The organism is Salmonella sp. 2020_1395, assembly GCF_043848115.1.
GTDB lineage: Bacteria > Pseudomonadota > Gammaproteobacteria > Enterobacterales > Enterobacteriaceae > Salmonella > Salmonella enterica.
The window spans coordinates 71,315-95,230 of sequence record NZ_JBCMFH010000016.1; the positions used below are offsets into that span (position 1 = coordinate 71,315).

At 53.0% G+C, this 23,916-nt stretch carries 22 protein-coding genes, 1 tRNA gene and 3 pseudogenes; 7 read left to right on the top strand and 19 right to left on the bottom strand.

Annotated elements, in window-relative coordinates:
* Positions 1-10: 10 nt before the first annotated feature.
* From ltaE to ACH0WD_RS20400, 5 genes are all read right to left on the bottom strand, one after another.
* Entirely contained in the window at positions 11-1,012 is a 1,002-nt protein-coding gene (ltaE, locus tag ACH0WD_RS20380; protein WP_000566346.1) for a low-specificity L-threonine aldolase, read from the bottom strand.
* 38 nt (positions 1,013-1,050) lie between these two features.
* The gene (gene poxB / locus ACH0WD_RS20385) at positions 1,051-2,769 is read right to left on the bottom strand and encodes a ubiquinone-dependent pyruvate dehydrogenase (protein ID WP_000815324.1); all 1,719 of its coding nucleotides are present in this window, start codon (positions 2,767-2,769) and stop codon (positions 1,051-1,053) included.
* Positions 2,770-2,926: 157 nt separating this feature from the next.
* Positions 2,927-3,895, bottom strand: coding sequence for an NADH oxidoreductase (gene hcr / locus ACH0WD_RS20390; RefSeq protein WP_001747666.1), 969 nt, complete (start codon positions 3,893-3,895; stop codon positions 2,927-2,929).
* Between the two features lie 11 nt (positions 3,896-3,906).
* On the bottom strand, positions 3,907-5,559 hold the full coding sequence (hcp, locus tag ACH0WD_RS20395) for a hydroxylamine reductase (RefSeq protein ID WP_000458785.1): 1,653 nt from the start codon (positions 5,557-5,559) through the stop codon (positions 3,907-3,909).
* Between the two features lie 143 nt (positions 5,560-5,702).
* Positions 5,703-6,602 (bottom strand): lysine exporter LysO family protein, encoded by a 900-nt coding sequence (locus ACH0WD_RS20400; RefSeq protein ID WP_000491118.1) that lies wholly within the window; start codon positions 6,600-6,602, stop codon positions 5,703-5,705.
* A gap of 201 nt (positions 6,603-6,803) precedes the next feature.
* Here ACH0WD_RS20400 and ACH0WD_RS20405 point away from each other — a divergent pair, with 201 nt between their 5' ends.
* Positions 6,804-8,462 carry an ATP-dependent endonuclease gene (locus ACH0WD_RS20405; protein WP_000599765.1) on the top strand — a complete coding sequence of 553 codons (1,659 nt, stop codon included), beginning with the start codon at positions 6,804-6,806 and terminating at the stop codon, positions 8,460-8,462.
* Here the strand turns inward: ACH0WD_RS20405 and ACH0WD_RS20410 are convergent.
* A complete protein-coding gene (locus ACH0WD_RS20410) occupies positions 8,459-9,409 on the bottom strand; it encodes a VirK/YbjX family protein (RefSeq protein ID WP_001617140.1) in 951 nt (316 codons plus the stop codon). The genes ACH0WD_RS20405 and ACH0WD_RS20410 overlap by 4 nt on opposite strands.
* Positions 9,410-9,554: 145 nt before the next feature.
* On the opposite strand from ACH0WD_RS20410, the gene macA reads away from it, so the two are divergent.
* Both macA and macB read left to right on the top strand, forming a co-directional pair.
* Positions 9,555-10,673: a macrolide transporter subunit MacA gene (gene macA, locus ACH0WD_RS20415; protein ID WP_001201750.1), complete on the top strand. Its 1,119-nt coding sequence runs from the start codon at positions 9,555-9,557 to the stop codon at positions 10,671-10,673.
* Positions 10,670-12,616 carry a macrolide ABC transporter ATP-binding protein/permease MacB gene (gene macB / locus ACH0WD_RS20420; RefSeq protein ID WP_000125885.1) on the top strand — a complete coding sequence of 649 codons (1,947 nt, stop codon included), beginning with the start codon at positions 10,670-10,672 and terminating at the stop codon, positions 12,614-12,616. Before macA ends, macB begins: the two co-directional genes overlap by 4 nt.
* A gap of 129 nt (positions 12,617-12,745) precedes the next feature.
* On the opposite strand, the gene cspD is transcribed toward macB, so the two are convergent.
* Positions 12,746-12,967 carry a cold shock-like protein CspD gene (cspD, locus tag ACH0WD_RS20425; RefSeq protein WP_000447499.1) on the bottom strand — a complete coding sequence of 74 codons (222 nt, stop codon included), beginning with the start codon at positions 12,965-12,967 and terminating at the stop codon, positions 12,746-12,748.
* A gap of 150 nt (positions 12,968-13,117) precedes the next feature.
* Between cspD and ACH0WD_RS20430 the strand changes: the two genes are divergently transcribed.
* The 3 genes from ACH0WD_RS20430 (at position 13,118) to clpA (ending at position 15,918) form a co-directional block, all read left to right on the top strand.
* Positions 13,118-13,195, top strand: a complete 78-nt coding sequence (locus ACH0WD_RS20430) for a hypothetical protein (RefSeq protein ID WP_212742690.1) — start codon at positions 13,118-13,120, stop codon at positions 13,193-13,195.
* Between the two features lie 95 nt (positions 13,196-13,290).
* Positions 13,291-13,611 carry an ATP-dependent Clp protease adapter ClpS gene (clpS, locus tag ACH0WD_RS20435; RefSeq protein ID WP_000520789.1) on the top strand — a complete coding sequence of 107 codons (321 nt, stop codon included), beginning with the start codon at positions 13,291-13,293 and terminating at the stop codon, positions 13,609-13,611.
* A gap of 30 nt (positions 13,612-13,641) precedes the next feature.
* Positions 13,642-15,918, top strand: coding sequence for an ATP-dependent Clp protease ATP-binding subunit ClpA (gene clpA, locus ACH0WD_RS20440; RefSeq protein ID WP_000934057.1), 2,277 nt, complete (start codon positions 13,642-13,644; stop codon positions 15,916-15,918).
* 496 nt (positions 15,919-16,414) lie between these two features.
* On the opposite strand, the gene ACH0WD_RS20445 is transcribed toward clpA, so the two are convergent.
* From ACH0WD_RS20445 to ACH0WD_RS20480, 8 genes and pseudogenes are all read right to left on the bottom strand, one after another.
* Complete coding sequence (locus ACH0WD_RS20445) at positions 16,415-16,891, bottom strand: hypothetical protein (RefSeq protein ID WP_001747668.1); 477 nt, start codon at positions 16,889-16,891, stop codon at positions 16,415-16,417.
* A 19-nt stretch (positions 16,892-16,910) separates the two neighbouring features.
* On the bottom strand, positions 16,911-17,105 hold the full coding sequence (locus tag ACH0WD_RS20450) for a hypothetical protein (RefSeq protein ID WP_071990498.1): 195 nt from the start codon (positions 17,103-17,105) through the stop codon (positions 16,911-16,913).
* Positions 17,088-17,972, bottom strand: a pseudogene (locus ACH0WD_RS20455) (IS256 family transposase); the annotation flags it as partial. The pseudogene ACH0WD_RS20455 and the gene ACH0WD_RS20450, both read right to left, overlap by 18 nt.
* Positions 17,973-18,165: 193 nt before the next feature.
* Positions 18,166-18,363, bottom strand: a complete 198-nt coding sequence (locus tag ACH0WD_RS20460; protein ID WP_001117984.1) for a hypothetical protein — start codon at positions 18,361-18,363, stop codon at positions 18,166-18,168.
* Between the two features lie 161 nt (positions 18,364-18,524).
* Positions 18,525-18,878 (bottom strand): annotated as a pseudogene (locus ACH0WD_RS20465) (tyrosine-type recombinase/integrase); the annotation flags it as partial.
* A gap of 641 nt (positions 18,879-19,519) precedes the next feature.
* Positions 19,520-19,607: transfer RNA gene (locus tag ACH0WD_RS20470), tRNA-Ser, on the bottom strand.
* A gap of 148 nt (positions 19,608-19,755) precedes the next feature.
* Positions 19,756-20,433, bottom strand: a complete 678-nt coding sequence (locus ACH0WD_RS20475) for a hydrolase (RefSeq protein ID WP_000097893.1) — start codon at positions 20,431-20,433, stop codon at positions 19,756-19,758.
* A 19-nt stretch (positions 20,434-20,452) separates the two neighbouring features.
* Positions 20,453-21,313, bottom strand: a complete 861-nt coding sequence (locus tag ACH0WD_RS20480; RefSeq protein ID WP_000809966.1) for a pirin family protein — start codon at positions 21,311-21,313, stop codon at positions 20,453-20,455.
* A gap of 108 nt (positions 21,314-21,421) precedes the next feature.
* Between ACH0WD_RS20480 and ACH0WD_RS20485 the strand changes: the two genes are divergently transcribed.
* Positions 21,422-22,333: a LysR family transcriptional regulator gene (locus tag ACH0WD_RS20485; protein ID WP_000597928.1), complete on the top strand. Its 912-nt coding sequence runs from the start codon at positions 21,422-21,424 to the stop codon at positions 22,331-22,333.
* 90 nt (positions 22,334-22,423) lie between these two features.
* On the opposite strand, the gene infA is transcribed toward ACH0WD_RS20485, so the two are convergent.
* The 4 genes and pseudogenes from infA to ACH0WD_RS20505 form a co-directional block, all read right to left on the bottom strand.
* The gene (gene infA, locus ACH0WD_RS20490; protein WP_001040187.1) at positions 22,424-22,642 is read right to left on the bottom strand and encodes a translation initiation factor IF-1; all 219 of its coding nucleotides are present in this window, start codon (positions 22,640-22,642) and stop codon (positions 22,424-22,426) included.
* The gene (locus ACH0WD_RS20495) at positions 22,570-22,953 is read right to left on the bottom strand and encodes a membrane protein (RefSeq protein WP_001539595.1); all 384 of its coding nucleotides are present in this window, start codon (positions 22,951-22,953) and stop codon (positions 22,570-22,572) included. The genes infA and ACH0WD_RS20495 overlap by 73 nt, the downstream gene beginning before the upstream one ends.
* Complete coding sequence (gene aat / locus ACH0WD_RS20500; protein WP_001241650.1) at positions 22,954-23,658, bottom strand: leucyl/phenylalanyl-tRNA--protein transferase; 705 nt, start codon at positions 23,656-23,658, stop codon at positions 22,954-22,956.
* A 44-nt stretch (positions 23,659-23,702) separates the two neighbouring features.
* Positions 23,703-23,916, bottom strand: a pseudogene (locus ACH0WD_RS20505) (cysteine/glutathione ABC transporter ATP-binding protein/permease CydC); the annotation flags it as partial.

Genomic DNA, 23,916 nt, shown 5'->3' on the forward strand with positions numbered 1-23,916 from the left:
GTTGCTCTCCTTAGCGGGCTAAAAAGGCTCGCCAGTGGGCGACGACGTCGGCAAGCTGTTCGCGAGAAACATCCAGATGCGTCACCAGACGCACAATCGGCGCGGCGTTAATCAGGATATTCCGTTCCCGCAAATAGTCGCCAAGCGCGGCGGCCTGTGCTTCGCCAACGCGAACAAACAGCATATTCGTTTCGTGGCGCATGACCTCCGCGCCCGCTTCGCGAAGCTGCTGCGCCAACCAGGCGGCGTTGTCATGATCCTCTTGCAGACGCGCCACGTTATGCTTCAGCGCATACAGTCCGGCCGCTGCCAGAATCCCGGCCTGACGCATTCCGCCGCCGACCATTTTACGCCAGCGCGTCGCGCGTTTAATGTAATCGCGGTTGCCGACCAGCAGCGAACCGACCGGCGTCCCGAGACCTTTTGACAGGCAGATGGTAAAAGAATCGCAATACTGCGTAATCTCTTTTAACTCACAGCCGTAGGCAACCACCGCGTTAAAAATTCGGGCGCCGTCAACGTGCAGCGCCAGTCCACGTTCGCGGGTAAATGTCCAGGCGTCTTTCAGATACGCGCGCGGCAGCACTTTCCCGTTATGCGTATTTTCCAGACTGAGCAAGCGCGTGCGCGCGAAGTGGATGTCATCCGCTTTAATCTTCGCCGCCACGTTCTCCAGCGGCAGCGTACCGTCCGCGGCGGCGTCGATGGGCTGCGGCTGAATGCTGCCGAGCACCGCCGCGCCGCCAGCTTCATAGAGATAATTATGCGCGCCCTGACCGACGATATACTCTTCGCCGCGTTCACAATGGCTAAGCAGCGCGACCAGATTGGCCTGGGTGCCGGTGGGTAAAAAAAGCGCCGCTTCTTTACCGGAAAGGTCGGCGGCGTAGCGCTGAAGGGCGTTAACAGTAGGGTCATCGCCGTATACGTCGTCCCCGACCGGGGCGGTCATCATCGCCTCGAGCATGGCGCGGCCCGGTCGGGTAACGGTATCACTGCGTAAATCAATCATGGCACATCCCTGGATTTTAAAAGGTGATGTGCACTGTTTTACCTTAGCCAGTTTGTTTTCGCCAGTTCGATCACTTCATCGCCGCGGCCGCTAATAATGGCGCGTAGCATGTACAGGCTAAAGCCTTTCGCTTGTTCCAGTTTGATCTGCGGCGGGATCGCCAGCTCTTCTTTTGCCACGACCACGTCAACCAGTACCGGGCCGTCGATGGAAAACGCGCGCTGTAGCGCTCCGTCCACGTCTGCGGCTTTTTCCACGCGAATACCGGTAATGCCGCAGGCTTCGGCGATACGCGCGAAATTGGTGTCGTGCAGTTCGGTACCGTCGGTAAGGTAGCCGCCGGCTTTCATTTCCATCGCCACAAAGCCCAGCACGCTGTTATTAAAGACGACGATTTTTATCGGCAGCTTCATCTGTACCACCGAGAGAAAATCGCCCATCAGCATACTGAAGCCGCCATCACCGCACATCGCGATAACCTGCCGACCCGGCGCGGTGGCCTGAGCGCCGAGCGCCTGCGGCATGGCGTTGGCCATTGACCCGTGGTTAAACGAGCCCAGCAGGCGGCGCTTGCCGTTCATTTTTAGATAGCGGGCCGCCCAGACGGTCGGCGTGCCGACATCGCAGGTAAAAATAGCGTCGTCAGCGGCGAAATGGCTAATTTGTTGCGCCAGATATTGTGGATGGATGGCTTTATCGCTGAGTTTGGCTAAGTCATCAAGTCCCTTACGGGCGTCCCGATAGTGCTCCAGAGCTTTATCGAGGAATTTACGATTGCTTTTTTCTTCCACCAGCGGCAGCAGGGCGCGAAGCGTGGCTTTAATATCGCCCACCAGCGCCATGTCGACTTTGCTGTGCGCGCCAATACTGCCCGGGTTGATGTCAATCTGAATGATTTTGGCATCGCTCGGATAAAAGGCGCGGTAGGGGAACTGGGTGCCGAGCAGGATCAGCGTATCGGCGTTCATCATGGTGTGGAAGCCAGAAGAGAAGCCAATCAGGCCGGTCATTCCCACATCATAAGGGTTATCGTACTCAACGTGCTCTTTGCCGCGCAGGGCATGAACGATTGGCGCTTTTAGTTTTGCCGCCAACGCGACCAACTCCTCATGCGCGCCCGCGCAGCCGCTGCCGCACATCAATGCGATATTGCTGGAGTAGCGCAGCAGTTGCGCCAGTTTTTTTAGCTCTTCCTCCGCCGGCGTGACGACGGGGTGCGGGGCATGGTACCAATGAGTGACGGCGTTTTCAGGCGCGGGTTTCAGCGCCACATCACCCGGCAGTACGACCACGGAGACGCCGCGGTTTAGCACCGCTTTGCGCATGGCGATGGCGAGTACCTGCGGGATCTGCTCCGGGCTGGAAACCAACTCGCAATAGTGGCTGCATTCACGGAACAACTCCTGCGGGTGGGTCTCCTGGAAATAACCGCTACCGATTTCACTGGACGGAATATGGGCGGCGATCGCCAGAACAGGGACGTGGTTACGGTGGCAATCAAACAGGCCATTGATCAGGTGCAGGTTGCCCGGTCCGCATGAACCGGCGCACACTGCCAGCTCGCCGGTAAGCTGCGCTTGTGCGCCGGCGGCGAAAGCGGCGACCTCTTCGTGGCGGGTTGGCATCCATTCAATGGTTCCCATACGATTAAGACTATCGCTCAGGCCGTTCAGGGAATCGCCAGTGACGCCCCAGATTCGTTTTACGCCAGCCTGTTCCAGCGTTTTGGCGATAAAAGCGGCAACGGTTTGTTTCATGGTTCTCCATCTCCTTAAATGTGATAACGGTTACAAGTTTAGTTGAAGATGACGATGACGTTTTTCTTTGGCGGAGAGAGGGGCGAAAGGATGAAGCGAGTGGTAAATCGCCCGGTGGCGCTAACGCTTACCGGGCCTACAATGGAACGTTTACCGATTATGCGAGAACAAGATCGCCCTGCGGATGGCAGGAGCAGGCCAGTACGTAACCTTCGGCAATCTCCGCCTCGCTCAGCGTCATGGTGCTACTCACCGTATAGTCGCCGGAAACGACTTTGGTTTTACAGCAGCCGCAAACACCTGCCCGACAGGCAGCGGCAACCGGTACTTTATTACTCTCCAGCGCCTCCAACAGCGTCGTACCGATCGGGGCATAAAATTCCTGCGCTGGCTGTAGCTTGGTGAATTTCAGGCCGCTGGTTGCCGTTTCCGCCACCGGCGTGAAGAACTTCTCTTTAAAGAAGCGCGTTACGCCAAGCGCTTTCACTCCCTGTTCGACGAAATCCATATAGGGCGCCGGGCCGCAGGTCATGATGGTGCGCGATGCCAAATCCGGTACGCGCTGTAACAATTCCGTGGTCAGACGGCCCGCGACAAAACCTTCCGTGGCATGATTTTCCGCCACTAGCGTGACCGGATACTGTCGCCACTCGTCGGCAAAAATCACATCATCCGGCGAACGGACGTTAAAGATGGCCTGCACATCGGCCTGTGGGCGGTATTTTGCCAGCCAGCGACGCATCGACATGATTGGCGTTACGCCACAACCGGCGGCGAGCAGCAGAAATTTATCTTCTGTTTTATCGTCACAGGTAAAATCGCCCATTGCATCAGACAGCCAGATGTAATCGCCGCGCTTGATGTCATGGGTCAACCACTGTGAACCCGTGCCATCTTCAATCCGACGAACGGTCAGCGTGATATATTCACTGACGCCTGGCGTAGACGAAAGGGTGTAGGCGCGCAGCGTTTCCGCTGAATTACGCACGCTCACCAGCGCATACTGCCCGGCGCGGTAAGGGTAGTAATCATGGCATAATAGCGCAATTGTCCATACATCCGGCGTCTCCTGACGGATGTGATGCACCTGCATTCGCCAGGGACATTGTGAGGTTGGCATCGTCATCATTGACCTCCTTACGCGCTCAGCAATTGCTTCATGTCTTCTTCAACGGTGGTCACGGAGCGCAGACCGAACTTCTCGTTGAGGATAGCCAGCAGATCCGGCGTGAAGAAGCCCGGCGCGGTCGGCCCGGTGACAATATTTTTCACGCCTAATGACAGCAGCGTCAGCAGAATCACGATCGCTTTCTGCTCAAACCAGGAGAGCACCAGCGATAGCGGCAGATCGTTGACGCCGCAGCCCAGTTTTTCCGCCAGCGTCACCGCCAGGATAATTGCGGAGTAAGCATCGTTACACTGACCGGCATCGACCAGACGCGGCAGCCCTTCGATGTCGCCGAACTCCAGTTTGTTGAAACGGTATTTACCGCACGCCAGAGTCAGGATCAGGCAGTCATCCGGTACGCTGGTGGCGAAATCGGTAAAGTAGTTACGCTCGCCGCGCGCGCCGTCACAGCCGCCGACCAGGAAGATGTGGCGCAGTTTTTCACGGCTGACCAGATCGATGAGCGTATCGGCAGCGCCGAGCAGGGTCTGACGGCCAAAACCGACGGTGATGAGATGCGGAATTTCGCTATACGGGAAGCCCGCCATTTGCTGCGCCTGGGCAATGACCGGCCCGAAGTCATCGCCTTCAAGATGGCTAACGCCCGGCCAGCCGACGATGCTACGGGTCCAGATACGGTCGTCATAGCTGCCCACGGTCGGGTCGATAATGCAGTTAGAAGTCATCACGATTGGGCCAGGGAAGCGGGCGAATTCGACCTGCTGATTCTGCCAGCCGCTGCCGTAGTTACCGACCAGATGCTTGAATTTACGCAGTTCCGGATAGCCATGTGCGGGCAGCATTTCACCGTGAGTGTAGACGTTAACGCCGGTGCCTTCGGTCTGCTCCAGCAGGTTGTAGAGATCTTTCAGATCGTGACCGGAGATCAGAATGCACTTGCCTTCAGTCGCTTTGACGTTGACCTGAGTCGGCGTTGGGTGACCGTATTTGGTGGTTTCACCGGCATCCAGAATGCTCATCACTTTGAAGTTCATCTGGCCGATTTCCATTGCGCACTCCAGCAGCGCGTTCATGTCAGCAGGCCAGGTGCCCAGCCAGGCCATGATTTTGTGGTACTGCGCGTAAATGTCGTTGTCGTATTGACCGAGAACGTGCGCGTGTTCCATATACGCCGCCGCGCCTTTCAGACCGTACAGGCACAGCAGACGCAGGCCGAGGATGTTCTCGCCAATGGCGGCTTTGTCTTTATTCGGGGTAAATTCCGCCGCCTGACGTTGCAGTTCGCCCAGATCGTCGCTAACCAGTTGCAGATCGGCCATCGGATTGTCGCAATGCGCATTGGCATCTACGCTCAGGCACTGCGCTTTCAACGCTTCACGCAAGGCAATCGCTTCACGGGCGTAGCCGACGATACGCGGAGAGTCGAAGTTAACATTGGTCAGCGTGGAGAAAAACGCGCGCGGCGCAAAGTTATCAACGTCGTGATTAATGATGCCATATTCACGGGCCTTCACCGCCCAGGCAGACAAACCTTGCAAAGCCGCAATCAGCAGATCCTGCAGATCGGACGTTTCAGCTGTTTTACCGCACATTCCCTGCGCGTAGGAGCAGCCGTTTCCGGCTGGTGTACGGATGGTTTGTTCACATTGCACACAAAACATGGTCACACCTTTTAAAGTTATATTTGATATACATGTTTAAGGTTATGCCTGTGAACAAAGGGATAAAAGGGATTTCTGCCATAATGTGCAAGGAGATTGATTTAGCGCAATTTTGGCGGCAGATGCCTACCGCCAAAGAGGTATCAGGCCGAGAAGAACGCCATTAAGAGGGGGACCAGCAGGCTGAGGATAAAGCCATGTACGATAGCCGCCGGAACAATCTCCACGCCGCCGGAGCGCTGTAATACCGGCAACGTAAAGTCCATTGAGGTCGCTCCGCACAGGCCCAACGCCGTTGAACGGCTGCGGCGAACCAGACCGGGAATAAGCATAATGGCCAAAAGTTCGCGGGCCAGATCGTTAAAAAATGCCGCGCTGCCGATAACCGGTCCAAACGACTCCGTCAGCAAAATACCGGAAAGAGAGTACCAGCCGAAACCTGACGCCATCGCCAGGGCGGTTTTTAGCGGTAAGTCCAGGATAAACGCATTAATCACGCCGCCCAGTAATGAGCTTGCCACGACAACGACCGCGACCATCATTCCCCGGCGGTTAAGCACAATTTGCTTTAAGGTCATGCCGCTATTTCGTAGCTGAATCCCCACCAGGAACAATAAAAAGATCAGCGTATATTCACTGGCTTCGGTGGCGTGCTGTAAAACAGAGAGTCCGCTCAGGCCGATGACAAACCCCAATACCACTACGCCGCACAGTTGCAGCGACTCCAGCGCCATGGCAATACGCGAAGGCAGTTTTTCCTGCTGATGATGGTGACGCCACGGGAGGATACGTTCCAGCCACAATAAGGCGGCGATATTACACAATAAAATAATCGTAATACTGACGGCGGAATAATGAAAAATCGCCACCAGATTACTGGCGAGGTTATCCAAAAACGCCAGGCTTATTCCCATAAAAAAGAGAATAAGATACACGATCCAGCTCAGTAGCCGGTTAATGAGTTGTAATGCGGCTTTATGTCGCAGTGGAATGAGATAGCCCACAATCAGTGGAACCAGAATGATTAAAAGTCCTGAAAACATGAACAGCCGGGCCCTTTTTTATTGTTTGAATAGCGTACATGACACTACCGAATTCCAGACTATCAGTAAAGCGACACCGTCAGCCGTACATTTATCAGACATTTGCCCCAGGCAAAGGGGGGGAATATCACGCCTGGCGGACGCATTTGCCGTTATACTGCGGTGAATTTTATGGAGTGATGACGTTTTTCTGGAGGAAGCATGATTCTCGAACGCGTTGAAATAGTAGGATTTCGCGGTATCAACCGACTGTCGTTGATGCTGGAGCAAAACAACGTGCTGATTGGGGAAAACGCCTGGGGAAAATCCAGCCTGCTGGATGCGCTGACTCTGTTATTGTCGCCGGAACTCGATCTCTACCATTTTGTCCGTGAGGATTTCTGGTTTCCGCCTGGCGATATAAAAGGACGCGAGCATCACCTGCATATTATTCTGACTTTTCGCGAAACGCAGCCAGGGCGGCATCGGGTACGTCGTTATCGAGCGCTGGAAGCATGCTGGTCGCCTTGCGAGGATGATTTTCACCGTATTTTTTATCGGCTAGAGGGCGAATGCGGCGCCGATGGCAGCGTGATGACGCTGCGCAGTTTTCTCAATAGCGATGGGCAGCCATTACTGGTGGAAAATATTAACGATCAGGTGCGCCACCTGGTTCGTTTGATGCCAGTGCTACGTTTGCGCGATGCGCGCTTTATGCGACGTATTCGCAACGGTACGGTGCCCAATGTGCCGGATGTTGAAGTCACGGCCCGCCAGCTGGATTTTCTGGCGCGTGAGCTGGCGACCCGGCCGCAAAATTTAACCGACGGGCAGATTCGTCAGGGACTGTCCGCGATGGTGCAACTGCTTGAACACTATTTCTCAGAGCAGGGCGCAGGACAGGCGCGTCACCGACTCATGCGCCGGCGTTCGCAAAATGAGCAACGTAGCTGGCGCTATCTGGATATTATTAATCGGATGATCGACAAACCGGGCAGCCGGTCGCATCGGGTGATCCTGCTGGGGCTTTTCTCCACGCTGTTACAGGCGAAAGGGACGCTGCGGTTACATAAAGACGCGCGACCATTACTGCTGGTGGAAGATCCGGAAACCCGTTTACATCCCATTATGCTTTCAGTCGCCTGGCAATTGCTCAATCTGTTACCGCTACAGCGGATAGCGACAACCAACTCAGGCGAATTGCTCTCGCTAACGCCGGTGGAGCATGTCGTACGGCTGGTGCGCGAATCTTCCCGCGTCGCCGCCTGGCGTCTGGGCCCGGGCGGGTTAAGCGCGGAAGATGGACGGCGCATCGCCTTTCATATCCGCTTTAATCGCGCGTCGTCGCTGTTTGCGCGTTGCTGGCTACTGGTGGAAGGTGAGACGGAAACCTGGGTTATTAATGAGCTGGCGCGTCAGTGTGGACATCATTTTGATGCGGAGGGCATTAAAGTCATTGAGTTTGCTCAGTCTGGCCTGAAACCGCTGGTGAAGTTCGCCCGCCGTATGGGAATCGAGTGGCATGTCCTGGTGGATGGCGACGAAGCGGGGAAAAAATATGCCGCGACGGTCCGCAGTCTGCTTAATAACGATCGGGAAGAAGAACGCGAACATCTCACGGCGCTGCCTGCGCTGGATATGGAACATTTTATGTATCGTCAGGGCTTTGCCGATGTTTTTCACCGGGTTGCGCAGCTTCCGCCTAATGTGCCGATGAATACCCGGAAAATTATCACTAAAGCTATCCACCGCTCGTCAAAGCCGGATTTGGCGATTGAAGTCGCGATGGAAGCCGGGCGGCGGGGAATTGACGCCGTGCCGCCGCTGTTCAGAAAGATGTTCTCGCGCGTGGTTTGGCTGGCGCGGGGCCGGGCGGATTAACGTTTGAATGTGGCCGGAACCTGTTCGACGACGCTATCGAGTAACGCATAGCGGCGGCGATACTCGGCCCGTTTCTTACTGGCGATCTCCGATTCGCTTTTTCGGGCGATCGCCAGCGGTAGCGCATAGTAATTTCCTTTAATTCTTTCACCGCCTAACGATTCCCAAAACGCGTCATAGTCGGCATGCATTTGCGTCTTTTTATCCATGTATCGCCAGCTACGGTAAACGTGCGCATCGTTACTCACAGCTATAATCTTTTCTGCCTGAAAGACTTGCGCAAACTGACAGAGAGCCTCCATCACGATGCGTTTGGGAAAAAGACCATGGCAGGCTTTGGTCGCCTGCTGGATAATTTCGTGAGGGACGTCGTTTGCCGCGCCCTGTAATCCGCCGATAAATAGTGTGCGTTGTTGGTTAAAGCGACACAGAGTAAATGTGATCTCTGCCAGAATACGTAACTGTGCGTCGCGAACAACAATAGTGCTTTCACCTTCTTTATCCAGTGAGACCAGACTGACTAAATCAAGTTGAAACAACTCGCCGGTTTTAGTTTCAAATTTAGCAAGATTCAGGCCATACTGACTTAAATAGCTAACTTGTTGTTCCCGCGATAAAAGTTGGCGCATCTGTTGATAATGAAAACACAGCGCATCTAAGGCGAAATCGCGTTTAATATTTACAGCCATATAAGGACGATGTAGCCGAATAGGCAAACGCGGCTGACGAGCAAGTAACGTATTTAACTCCGGCCATTGGGTGAGATTGGTCAGTAATTGGCTGGTCGCACGCGGCATGACTAATGAGCGGATTAAAAACTTGCGACGAAAGCTGGCTTTACGCCAGAATTTTCCTGGCTGTAATTGCCCGCGCGTCAGACGAATAAATAATTGTAAAGGAGAGATGTAATCTGAAGTGTACCAGGTATTATCTGTAAGCTGTGTCATGATCGTAATCCGCGACATAAGATTGTCGAGATTGAACCACAGGAAACATTAACCAATCGTCAATACAGCCGACGCTATCTTTATTGCGTCAGGTTTGTTTAGATACGGTTTACTTTCTGGTTGAAATTTTGCCGTCAGGGTTTCTATGCGTGCTAAGGGAAAGAAATTTAAAAAGCGTTATCTGGTCATTATTTTAATTCTTTTAGTGGGGGGGATGGCTGGCTGGCGAATGATAAATGCCCCGCTGCCAACTTATCAGACATTAATCGTGCGGCCAGGCGATCTTGAACAGAGTGTACTGGCGACTGGAAAACTGGACGCGTTGCGTAAAGTGGATGTCGGCGCGCAGGTGAGCGGCCAGTTGAAAACGCTGCTGGTCTCCATTGGCGATAACGTTAAAAAAGATCAGCTACTCGGCGTGATTGATCCGGATCAGGCGGAGAACCAGATAAAAGAGGTCGAGGCCACCCTGATGGAGCTGAACGCAGAGCGTCAGCAGGCAGCCGCTGAGTTAAAGCTGGCGCGGGTTACGCTGGCGCGCCAGCAGCAGTTAGCTAAGACTCAGGCGGTATCGCAACAGGATCTGGATACCGCGGCGACGGAGATGGCGGTTAAACAGGCGCGTATTGGCACCATAGATGCCCAGATCAAACGTAATCGGGCCTCGTTGGACACCGCGAAAACCAACCTGGAATATACCCGTATTGTTGCCCCCATGGCGGGGGAAGTGACGCAAATCACTACCCTGCAAGGACAAACGGTGATTGCAGCTCAGCAGGCGCCCAATATTCTGACGCTGGCGGATATGAGCACCATGCTGGTAAAAGCGCAGGTCTCGGAAGCGGACGTGATCCATCTTCGGGCGGGGCAGAAAGCATGGTTCACCATTGCAGGCGATCCGCAAACGCGCTATGAAGGCGTTTTAAAAGATATTCTGCCGACGCCGGAAAAGATCAACGACGCTATTTTTTATTACGCCCGGTTTGAAGTGCCGAATCCCAAAAGAATCTTGCGTCTTGATATGACCGCACAGGTTTATATTCAACTCATGGATGTCAAAAATGTGTTGATTATTCCTCTCGCCGCGCTTGGCGAACCGGTGGGCGGCAATCGTTATAAAGTGGCGCTGTTGCGTAACGGCGAAAAACGTGAGCGCGAAGTGATCATTGGCGAGCGTAACGATACAGACGTGGAAGTGGTTAAAGGTCTGGAAGCGGGCGATGAGGTGATCATCGGCGAGAGCAGGCCAGGAGCGACGCCATGACGGCATTGCTTGAACTGCGCAATGTGAGTCGCAGCTACCCCTCCGGAGAAGAGCAGGTGGCGGTGTTGAAAGATATCTCCCTGCAAATCCACGCCGGGGAGATGGTGGCGATCGTCGGCGTTTCCGGTTCTGGAAAATCAACGCTGATGAATATCCTCGGGTGCCTGGATAAACCGACCAGCGGCACTTATCGGGTGGCGGGGCGGGACGTCTCGACGCTGGACCCGGACGCGCTGGCGCAGCTGCGGTGTGAGCATTTTGGCTTTATCTTTCAGCGCTACCATCTGTTGTCGCATTTAACGGCAGCGCAAAATGTTGAAATCCCCGCCGTCTATGCCGGCATTGAACGCAAAAAACGCCAGGCGCGCGCCAGAGAGTTGCTTTTGCGGCTGGGATTAAGCGATCGCGTCGATTACCCACCTTCACAGCTTTCTGGCGGACAGCAGCAGCGTGTCAGTATTGCCCGCGCTCTGATGAACGGCGGACAGGTGATTCTGGCGGATGAGCCAACCGGCGCGCTGGATAGCCATTCCGGCGAAGAGGTGATGGCGATTTTGCGCCAACTGCGCGATCGCGGACATACGGTGATCATTGTGACGCACGATCCGCTGATTGCCGCCCAGGCGGAGCGGATTATTGAAATTCACGATGGCAAGATTGTCCATAATCCGCCCGCGCAGGAAAAGAAACGCGAACAGGGCGTTGACGCTGCCGTAGTTAATACGGCTCCCGGCTGGCGGCAATTTGCCAGCAGCTTTCGCGAAGCGCTGTCAATGGCGTGGTTAGCGATGGCCGCTAACAAAATGCGTACTTTACTGACCATGCTGGGAATTATTATCGGTATTGCGTCGGTGGTGTCGATTGTGGTGGTCGGCGACGCCGCAAAACAGATGGTACTGGCGGATATCCGCGCTATGGGCACTAATACGATTGATATTCATCCAGGCAAAGATTTCGGCGACGACAACCCGCAGTATCGACAGGCGCTGAAATATGACGATCTGGTCGCTATTCAGAAACAGCCGTGGGTTAACTCTGCGACGCCCAGCGTTTCAAAGAGCTTACGTCTTCGCTATGGCAATATTGATATTGCCGTAAATGCTAATGGCGTCAGTGGCGATTATTTTAACGTTTACGGCATGTCCTTTAGGGAGGGGAACACCTTCAATGCTGTACAGCAACAGGATCGCGCGCAGGTGGTGGTGCTGGATGCCAACACGCGACGCCAGCTATTTCCAAATAAAGCGAATGTCGTAGGGGAAGTGGTGCTGGTGGGTAATATGCCGGTTATTGTTATTGGCGTGGCGGAAGAGAAACCGTCCATGTACGGCAATAGCAATCTGTTGCAAATTTGGTTGCCCTATAGCACGATGTCAGATCGCATAATGGGTCAGTCATGGCTTAACTCGATCACCGTTCGTGTGAAAGATGGCGTTGATAGCGATCAGGCTGAACAGCAGCTTACTCGCCTGCTCACCTTACGCCACGGTAAAAAAGACTTCTTCACCTGGAATATGGACAGCGTCCTGAAAACGGCTGAAAAAACCACCTATACTCTTCAGTTATTTCTGACGCTGGTGGCTGTCATTTCGCTGGTTGTCGGCGGCATCGGCGTTATGAATATTATGCTGGTTTCCGTCACCGAGCGAACGCGTGAAATCGGCATCCGTATGGCGGTAGGCGCGCGCGCCAGCGATGTGCTACAGCAGTTTCTTATTGAAGCGGTGCTGGTTTGCCTGGTTGGTGGAGCGCTGGGGATTAGCTTGTCGATGTTCATCGCATTTATGCTACAGCTTTTCCTGCCCGGCTGGGAGATCGGTTTTTCACTGACTGCGCTGGCGAGCGCGTTTTTATGTTCGACGTTTACCGGGATACTGTTTGGCTGGCTACCGGCGAGAAACGCGGCGCGACTGGACCCGGTGGATGCGCTGGCAAGGGAGTAATCTTGCTGACGTCATTTGTCGGCCTGATAAGATGCAACAGTGTCGCCACCAGGCACTGGCGTTAAATAAAAATGCCAGCCGATCGGGCTGGCATTTTGCCTCCTGGATGTACACAATGAGACAGAGGAGCTATGCAACGGCCTCTGCTTCGATGGGCACGATGACGCTGGCGTGATTGCCTTTTGGCCCCTGGTGGACATCAAACCGGACAGACTGTCCGGCTTTAAGCGTTCTGTAACCATCCATTTGAATGGTGGAATAATGGGCGAAAATATCCTCGCCGCCGCCTTCAGGGCAGATGAAACCAAACCCTTTGGCATTGTTGAACCACTTTACAGTACCCGTTTCCATGCTTCGACATCCTTCGTAAATCTTATATAAGTAAGATGGAATGAACCGGTGACGGAGTGGGGGCTGTTCAAAACCTCACCAACTCTCGACATTACAATTTAGAGAAATCAGGCGAGGCGTCAAGCATCAGGCAGGGGGGATCGGGTAAAAATGAATCAAAAATTTGAAGCAGTTAACGCTATTGCCGGGAATGTGACAGATGTCGCGGATGGTACTGATAGATGTTAGTTATCTATCAATTGAGGTAGATTGATTGTGTGCATAGACTCTGGTCAGCGGCAGATTTTCCTGCCGACAACCGTAACCGATAATGACGACTGACAATGGGTAAGACGAACGATTGGCTGGATTTTGACCAGTTGGTGGAAGATAGCGTGCGCGACGCGCTAAAACCGCCATCTATGTATAAAGTGATATTAGTCAATGATGACTACACTCCGATGGAGTTTGTTATTGACGTGTTACAAAAATTCTTTTCTTATGATGTAGAACGTGCAACGCAATTGATGCTTGCGGTTCACTATCAAGGCAAAGCTATCTGCGGCGTGTTTACCGCCGAGGTGGCGGAAACCAAAGTGGCGATGGTGAACAAGTATGCAAGGGAGAACGAGCATCCGTTGCTGTGTACGCTGGAAAAAGCCTGAATGCAGGTATAAAAATTGGGGGAGGTGCCTATGCTCAATCAAGAACTGGAACTCAGTTTAAACATGGCTTTCGCCAGAGCGCGCGAGCACCGTCATGAGTTTATGACCGTCGAGCATCTGTTGCTGGCGCTGCTCAGCAACCCATCGGCTCGCGAAGCGCTGGAAGCATGCTCCGTGGATCTGGTGGCGCTCCGTCAGGAACTCGAAGCCTTCATTGAACAAACCACACCCGTACTGCCTGCCAGTGAAGAAGAGCGTGATACGCAGCCGACGTTAAGTTTCCAGCGTGTCCTGCAACGTGCCGTCTTCCACGTTCAGTCTTCCGGGCGTAGTGAAGTGACTGGCGCGAATGTGCTGGTGGCTATCTTTAGCGAACAGGAATCACAGGCGGCTTATCTGCTGCGCAAGCATGAAGTGAGCCGTCTGGATATCGTGAACTTTATTTCTCACGGGACGCGAAAAGACGAACCGAGCCAATCTTCCGATTTCGGCAATCAGCCAACTGGCGACGAACAAGCTGGCGGGGAGGAACGTATGGAAAACTTCACGACGAATCTTAACCAACTTGCTCGCGTGGGCGGCATCGATCCGCTGATTGGTCGTGAAAAAGAACTGGAGCGCGCGATCCAGGTCTTGTGTCGTCGCCGTAAAAATAACCCGTTGCTGGTAGGGGAATCCGGCGTCGGCAAAACGGCGATTGCCGAAGGGCTGGCCTGGCGTATCGTGCAGGGCGATGTGCCGGAAGTGATGGCCGATTGCACCATTTACTCGCTGGATATCGGTTCGCTGCTGGCGGGCACCAAATACCGCGGCGATTTTGAAAAACGGTTTAAGGCGTTGCTGAAACAGCTTGAGCAGGATACCAACAGCATCCTGTTTATCGATGAAATCCATACCATTATCGGCGCTGGCGCGGCGTCGGGCGGACAGGTGGATGCGGCAAATCTGATTAAACCGCTGCTTTCCAGCGGCAAGATCCGGGTGATCGGCTCAACGACCTATCAGGAATTCAGCAATATTTTTGAGAAAGACCGCGCATTAGCGCGCCGTTTCCAGAAAATTGATATTACCGAGCCTTCGGTGGAAGAGACGGTGCAAATTATCAACGGCTTGAAACCTAAGTACGAAGCGCACCACGACGTGCGTTATACCGCGAAAGCGGTGCGTGCGGCGGTCGAGCTGGCGGTAAAATATATCAATGACCGCCATCTGCCGGATAAAGCCATTGACGTGATTGACGAAGCGGGCGCTCGGGCGCGTCTGATGCCGGTGAGCAAACGTAAGAAAACGGTCAACGTGGCGGATATTGAGTCCGTAGTGGCGCGAATTGCGCGAATTCCTGAAAAGAGCGTCTCGCAGAGCGATCGCGATACGCTGAAGAACCTGGGCGATCGTCTGAAAATGCTGGTCTTCGGCCAGGATAACGCGATTGAGGCGCTGACCGAAGCTATTAAGATGAGTCGTGCGGGTCTGGGCCATGAGCATAAACCTGTCGGCTCATTCTTGTTCGCCGGGCCAACTGGCGTAGGGAAAACTGAAGTTACGGTACAGCTTTCAAAAGCGCTGGGTATTGAGCTGTTGCGCTTCGATATGTCCGAATATATGGAGCGCCATACGGTGAGCCGTTTGATCGGCGCGCCTCCGGGATACGTCGGTTTCGACCAGGGCGGGCTGCTGACGGATGCGGTGATTAAGCATCCTCATGCGGTGCTGTTGCTGGATGAGATCGAAAAAGCGCACCCGGATGTCTTTAACCTGCTGCTGCAGGTGATGGATAACGGTACGCTGACCGATAACAACGGCCGTAAGGCGGATTTCCGCAATGTGGTGCTGGTGATGACCACCAACGCCGGCGTGCGAGAAACCGAACGTAAATCTATTGGTCTTATTCATCAGGACAACAGTACCGATGCGATGGGCGAGATCAAGAAAGTGTTTACGCCGGAGTTCCGTAACCGTCTCGACAACATCATTTGGTTCGATCATCTGTCTGGCGAGGTGATTCATCAGGTTGTCGATAAGTTTATCGTCGAGTTGCAGGCTCAGTTGGATCAGAAAGGCGTCTCCCTGGAAGTCAGTCAGGAAGCGCGCGACTGGCTGGCGGAAAAGGGCTATGACCGGGCGATGGGCGCACGACCAATGGCGCGTGTGATTCAGGACAACCTGAAAAAACCGCTGGCCAATGAGTTGCTGTTTGGATCGCTGGTTGACGGCGGACAGGTCACCGTCGCGCTGGATAAAGAGAAAAATGCGTTGACGTATGGCTTCCAGAGTGCGCAAAAGCACAAGCCGGAAGCCGCGCATTAATCTTCGTTTCACTGCCGTACAAACCGGGCCTTAGCGCCCGGTTTTTTTATGCCGGCTAATAGTTAGCCTGATGGCGTTGTGCTCGCGGTAGGCGGACAAGGCGCTTGTAAATTGCGTCATCATCCGGTAATCGACGGGGGGTAATGCGAAAAAAAAGCCCGCCGACAGAAGACGTTCCACGAATGTGCGGAAGCCATGCTGGAAATTTTAGGCCCATTGAGTATGCCGCTTGTCTCATGGATGCTCTTGTTCTGCCGGGTAAGCGGTCTGCTACAGCCATACCTTCCACAGGATAATACTGTACCAGAACCTGACGTTCCCGCTCATGCCAGTGGCGAGAGTAGGTTTTCACGAATTCTAGTTCTTCGGACGTCCACCTTTTTCGATGATGCCTGGCCTGTGGTTTTGTCATCAATCTACTTCCTGGATGAATTTATGCATTACAAAAATAATATTTATTCTGAACGTTACGTTCTCGTAATAGAATACTCATTTTTTAAACCCCACAGTATCCAGTCATATTAAATATCTTTTCACCGTGTTTTGTTTTGAGGACAATAGTAGCTTTAACGTCGCTTCCCTCATCATCATTTGCCTCTGTCATCGGAGTCTGTGTTATGGAAAGAGATAAATCATTATTTTTATAGACTGAGTTATTTTCATCTGATGATATCTGTTTCAATATTGTTATATTCCCATTCAGCTTCATGATGGCAGAGTATGTACACTCTTCTCCACTAACAGGGCAAATTGCCCCTTCAATATAGTTATAGGAATCCTCCTTCTTATTATTGACCAGACGAAGAGTGCAAGTGGAGTGTCTCAAATCAGCAATCTCTCCATCAGCAATTTCACCAACGTTGAAACTAATAGTGTTAAGGCCATCTAACGGAATGTTGCCAGGTTCGGCTGTAACACAACCAACAACACCATATAACGCCAGAGCCGAAATAAAACCGATATTCTTAAGCATTTCATCAACTCCTTGAAGATCAAAGTTTGGGAAGATTATTTTTCCATACATTCAGATATGGTGCAGGATCTGTTACATCGGAACGCCTTCTTAATTCACCATGTCTGATTTCTACAGCAGAAGTACCAGAGTAAAAGGGATAAGGGTTACGCACCAGCACTCCATCAGCAACAGCATAAATAGGCGTCCCTGGGGGAAACGCATCCATCGCCATCAGTGCCGCATCTTCGGTCGGGGCCTGATAGAGCGTCTTCAGGCCGCTGGTGACGGCTTTGTAGTCTTTCCCGGCTACGTATTCAGGCTGTTACGCACCATATGGATAATGCCTGGCTGGATATGGGTTTGCGGGAAGACGCCGTTTATCGCATCCGGGAAGCCCTTCAGACCGTCCACACAGGCAATCAGGATGTCCTGAAGACCCCGCTTTTTCAGCTCCGTCAGCACGCTTAGCCAGAACTTTTCGCCTTCATTTCCGGCCAGCCACATGCCGGCAACGCTTTCTGACCTTCGGTATTGATCCCCAGCGCAGGGAAAACAGCTTTGTTTATTACACTGCCATTCTGATGAACTTTGACTACATACAGTCCATATACACAATGGGATACAGCGCATCCAGTTGCCGGTTTTGCCACTCAGTGACCTGCTCTTTTACGGCGTCGGTGACTTTAGATATCCGCGTGGGTGACACATCGGCGTCGTACATCTCTTTGAAGGTGGCGACGATTTCGCGGGTAGTCATGCCTTTGGCGCAGAGGGATAAAATCTGACTGTCCATCTGCGTAATGCGCGTCTGGTGCTTCTTAAGCAGCTGCGGTTCGAAGGTGTTTTCACGGTCACGTGGCGTGTTCAGTTCGATCTCACCGTCATCGCATAACACCGTTTTTGACGAGCTGCCATTGCGGGTGTTTGAGCCTGTTTTGGGCGCATTTTTCTCATGCCCGGGGGGGGCAGTCAGCTCCGCATTGAGCGCCGTTTCGACGGTTAATTTCGTCAGCATGCGGGAAAACGGATTGAGGTCGGCTTCGGTTTTAAGGCCTTTAGCCAGTTCAGCGGCCAGTGCTTTGAGTTTCTTTTCGTCCATAATGTGCCCGTCTCCCTTACTGGAGTGAACATATCAAAAACAGGCAATTACACAATTTTAATTACAGTTTCTATGGCACTGGCGAACCGGCGATTAACACGTTTCGGTTTGGCCTCTGTACGGTGAAAAAGCTGCTCCACTTCAGGATTATCCCGATGCTGGAGCTGATGCTGTCCTTACCAATGCCAAAAAACTAATCCTCTTCTCTGAAAAGAGTAGTCTTACACTTAGCACAAAGAATTCTTCTGTGATTATCCCATACCTGTATCAAACCAACATCGCTGAATTTCTCGTGACCACAACTGTAGCAGGATATTTTACTCATATTGTGTTTTTTAATATATTCATCTTTGGTTGGAAGTTGCTTCCAGTAGCCTATCAGTCCGGGCATAACCTCTCCTTGAGTGGTTTATGTAATTTGCAAACTATGATAATAATTACACAAGAAATAGTTCAGTATGAAATTATTGCTTATCACATTTTCGAAAGCGAATGCTATTAGCATCACACTTTCTACGTTGTTATCAACGATAATGCTTTCGTACAGGTAGCTTAGCTGTTGGCAGTGCTATACCCCGTCCAATCATCCATCAGTGCCACCCGTTTAGGCCATAACGTCCCACGCTGATACGCTGCTTCAGCCTTATCTGCCAACTGGTGCGCCAACGCATGTTCAATAACCTCACGTTGATAGTCCGTTGCTTCACCAGCCCACTCACGGAAAGTAGAACGGAAGCCATGTTGCGTTAAGTTGGTATATCCCATTCGTTTCAATACAGCCAATAACGACATATCAGAAAGTGTTTCAGCGCGAGGGGCAGGGAATACATGATTGTTATTTTTCAAACGCGGTAAGCCTTCTAATAAAGCAACGGCAGCATCAGACAGAGGAACTCGGTGCTTTTTTACTACCGAGAGATACTTATGCAAACTTTTCTAAAGCGTTTCAGGTAGGGGACTGGGGCTGTTTTACACAATCTATAGTAAGTTTGGTGTAGCAACCAAAGGTCCAAAAACAAACCTATCATCAGGAAAATCACAGTAAAAACAATAAGTTTAGATACAAAAGCCCGTACTTTCGTACGAGCTCTTTCTTGAATATGGCGGTGAGGGGGGATTGACTCGCTGCGCTCGCCCTTCGGGCAGCCCGTTCGCTGCGCGCCCGGTCTGTCCAACTGGCTGCGCCGCTACTCAGCCCATCCCTGGGCCTCGCCCCTTCGGGGCCAGAGCAAGCTCTGTTCAAAAACGCTCCCGGCGTTTTTGTGTCGAACCCCGGTCGGTGGTTCTCATCCCCCCCTTGGTTTGGGGGATACATATAAGCAAAAAGCCCGTACTTCTGTACAGGCTCTCAGCTTAAATATGGCGGTGAGGGGGGGATTGACTCGCTTTGCTCGCCCCTTCGGGGCAGCCCGTTCGCTGCGCACCCGGTCTGTCCAACTGGCTGCGCCAGTTGTCGAACCCCGGTCGGTGGTTCTCATCCCCCCTTGGTTTGGGGGATACATATAAGCAAAAAGCCCGTACTTCTGTACAGACTCTCAGCTTAAATATGGCGGTGAGGGGGGGATTCGAACCCCCGATACGTTGCCGTATACACACTTTCCAGGCGTGCTCCTTCAGCCACTCGGACACCTCACCATATTGTATTGCTGCCTGACCGCTTGGGGGGCAACGGGGCGCTACTATAGGGAGTTGCGCTAAAACGGTCAAGCAGAATTTACATATTCACTGTCGTTTGCTCATGCAATAGACATAATCCCCGCCCAAACTGGCGCGGGGAGGCAAATTAGCGCTGTGAATCCAACATTTCGTTGTTTTTCACCACATCCTGCGCTTTGCTGTAGCTTTCGATCAGCAGTTGATAGGCCGGGAATACCTGAGTATAAACGTCGGCCCACGCGGCGGCGTCTTCACGGTTCCAGGTGCCTTGCAGCTCAGAGGCGACTGCGGCAGTATCCATCGGTACGACGCCAGCCTGTACGATACGCGCCAGGGTGATCTCCTGCGCCATCTTACTGTAGGTGCCGGATGCGTCAATCACGGCAAATACCTTATAGCCTTCCGCTACCGCGCTAATGGCCGGGAATGCCATGCACACGCTGGTAATCGTCCCGGCAATGATCAGCGTCTTACGACCCGTCGCTTTTACCGCCTTAACGAAATCTTCGTTATCCCAGGCGTTAATTTCACCTTTGCGCGCAATGTACTGCGCATGTGGCGCATTAGCGTGGATCTCCGGGATCAGCGGGCCGTTCGGACCTTGCGGTACGGATGCCGTGGTAATGACCGGCATTTTCGCTAACGTCGCCATCTTCGCCAACGCCGCGGCGCGAGCGCGTAATTCCGGCATTGGCATATCGCCTACGGTCTGGAAAAGACCGCTTTGATGATCAATTAAAAGCATCACGGAATCGTTAACATCAATTACCGGGCGCAAACCATTAAAATTAGCAGGACTTGACATCGTGTTCTCCTTCATGTTTTCAGATTTGGCCAAAACGGCCGGAGTTGAAATCGCGGACTGCTTCTGCGATCTCTTGTTTCGTGTTCATAACAAATGGGCCGTAACCCACAATCGGTTCATTCAGCGGCTCGCCTGATAACAGCAATACGCTGGCGTCGCTGCTGGCCTCAAGGTGCAGCGTTTTCCCTTGCTGGCTCAATACCACCAGTTGCGCTTCGTTGACCGGCGTCGTGCCGTTCACCGTGATATTGCCTTTCAGTACCACCAGCGCGGTGCTCCATCCTTCCGGCTGTGCCAATGTAAGCTGGCGATTGCGTTGCAGGCGCATATCCCAGACATTGAGCGGCGAGAAAGTGTGCGCCGGGCCTTTTGTCTCTTCATAACGCCCTGCGATGACCCGCACGACTCCGGCGTCATCCGGCAACGTAACGGTCGGGATAACATCGTGGGTAATGCTTTGATAAGCCGGGGTGGTCATTTTGTCCTTCATTGGAAGGTTAACCCACAACTGCACCATTTCCAGTTCGCCGCCCCGACGGGTAAACGCGTCGGAATGGAACTCTTCATGCAAAATGCCTGCGCCTGCGGTCATCCACTGAACGTCGCCCGGGCCGATAACGCCGCCGCGACCGGTAGAGTCCCGATGCTCGACTTCGCCACTATAAACAATCGTCACGGTCTCGAAACCGCGGTGTGGATGCTCCCCAACGCCGCGTTTTTCATTACCCGGCGTAAAGGTGTGCGGCCCGGCATAATCCAGCAGCAGGAATGGACTCAACTGCTGCGCATGTGACTGATAAGAAAAGAGTGAACGAACCGGAAATCCATCGCCAACCCAGTGCGGGCGAGGTGCGGTATAGACGCCTGTAATCTGTTTCATGGTGTTCTCCTCAGTGGCGTTGTCTTGATGTGAATAAGCTTATATTCATGACAAAAGGTTCGGTAGTGGCTAAAATGGCTCATACCGTTCCATTAATAGGACAATGTAATGATAAAAACGGATCTCAATGATTTTGCGTGGTTTGTGCATGTGGTCGAAGAGGGTGGGTTTGCCGCGGCGGGGCGTGCGCTTGATGAACCAAAATCAAAACTGAGCCGGCGTATTGCGCAACTGGAGGAACGGCTGGGCGTGCGATTGATTCAGCGAACCACCCGGCAGTTTAACGTTACCGAAGTGGGGCAAACATTCTATGAGCACTGTAAAGCGATGCTGGTGGAAGCTCAGGCGGCGCAGGATGCCATTGCCGCATTGCAGGTAGAGCCTCGCGGTATCGTGAAGCTGACCTGCCCGGTGACGCTGCTGCATGTACACATCGGCCCAATGCTGGCGAAATTTATGGCGCGTTATCCTGATGTTTCGCTACAGCTTGAAGCAACCAATCGTCGGGTGGACGTCGTAGGGGAGGGGGTGGATGTGGCGATTCGCGTCAGGCCGCGCCCGTTTGAGGATAGCGACCTGGTGATGCGCGTCCTGGCTGACAGAGGGCATCGCCTGTTTGCCAGCCCGGATCTTATCGCACGGATGGGAATCCCTTCCGCGCCGGCGGAGTTGAGCCATTGGCCAGGGCTAAGTCTTGCATCCGGCAAGCATATCCACCGCTGGGAACTTTACGGCCCGCAGGGCGCGCGTGCGGAAGTCCATTTTACCCCGCGTATGATTACCACCGACATGTTGGCGCTACGCGAGGCGGCGATGGCGGGCGTGGGGCTTGTGCAGTTACCTGTCTTAATGGTGAAAGAACAACTGGCCGCCGGTGAACTGGTCGCGGTGCTGGAAGAGTGGGAGCCCCGGCGGGAGGTTATTCATGCTGTGTTCCCATCCCGGCGAGGATTATTACCTTCCGTACGCGCGTTGGTCGATTTTTTGACGGAAGAGTATGCGCGGATGGTGGAAGAGTAACCTGCTCGTCATTCATCGACTTAATGGACGCAAAAAAGGCCGGTTAAACCGACCTTTTATCCAGCCGCCCTTCAGGGCGTGAGGAGACAATTAGCGACTACGGAAGACAATGCGGCCTTTGCTCAGGTCGTACGGGGTCAGCTCAACGGTCACTTTGTCGCCCGTCAGGATGCGGATGTAGTTCTTACGCATTTTACCGGAGATGTGTGCAGTAACCACGTGACCGTTTTCTAACTCTACGCGGAACATGGTATTAGGTAACGTTTCGAGAACGGTACCTTGCATTTCAATATTGTCTTCTTTGGCCATCTAATCCTCTGGGGTATCACTACCATAATTTGAACCGGCAAGATAATGCCGAACTTCTTTTGATAAGTAAAGATTTGTGCGTTTAAAACACAGCAAACCAGGTTTAGCACATGATTCCGCGACACACGACAACGCCGCGTTATACACCTTTTCCCTGATACTACCGCCTGATGTATCGACATAAGCGCAACATATAAGGGAACGGTGAAATAAACGATGGGCGTTACCTGACAACGGGCTGCGGGATAATGAGCTAAACCAATTCTGCGGCAGCAATTATAACACCCCAATAAAAAATGTGCCGAAAACATTCACTTCCGGGGCAAAAATAATGTCCGCGGCACCCAAAAACGGGAGGCCAGCGGCTGTTGGCGTAAGGCCGCGAGGTGATCGAGGTAGTCACGACGTGGAATTTCAATGGCGCCGAGCGAGGCGGTATGACTATTAAGTACCTGACAATCAATAAGTTTACCGCCGTGACGGGTAAATTCAGCGCAAAAAACCAGCAGTGCGGTTTTAGAGGCATTCTCCTGGCGGCTAAACATCGATTCGCCGCAAAACAGCGCCCCCTGCGAGACGCCATACATCCCGCCGACCAGTTCCCGATCGCGCCACACTTCAATGGAGTGCGCGTGGCCCAATTCATGTAATCGGCGATAGGCTTCCTCAATACCACGCGTTATCCAGGTGCCTTCGTCACGGTGATTGGCGCATCCATCAATGACCCGATCGAAAGCGTAATTGAGCGTCACGCGGTAAGGGGATGCGTTGTGAAAGCGCTTCATGCTGCGACTGAGGTGAAACTTTTCAGGCCACAGCACGGCGCGCGGATCGGGCGACCACCACAGAATCGGGTCGCCCGGCGAAAACCACGGGAAAATCCCGTGCTGGTAGGCCATTAACAACCGGGCAGGGCTGAGATCGCCGCCCAGCGCCAGTAAACCGTTAGGCTCGCGTAAAGCGCCTTCCGGCGAAGGGAAGGCGATAGAATGTCGGGAAAGCTGAACCAGACGCATGACGGCGAAACTCCAGTACGCAAGTCGGATCGTTCAATAATAGCTTACAGACGTTGTTTAAACTGATAATAGCGCCCTTGTCCGGCTAACAATTCTGCATGAGTGCCTTGCTCAATGATGCGCCCGTCGTCCATTACGATGATTTGATCAAAACGGGCCAGGCCGCGCAAACGGTGCGTCACCATCAGGACGGTTTTCTCGCGCATCACATCGGCAAGTAATTCCAGCATTTCGCTCTCGGTGGTCGCATCCAGCCCC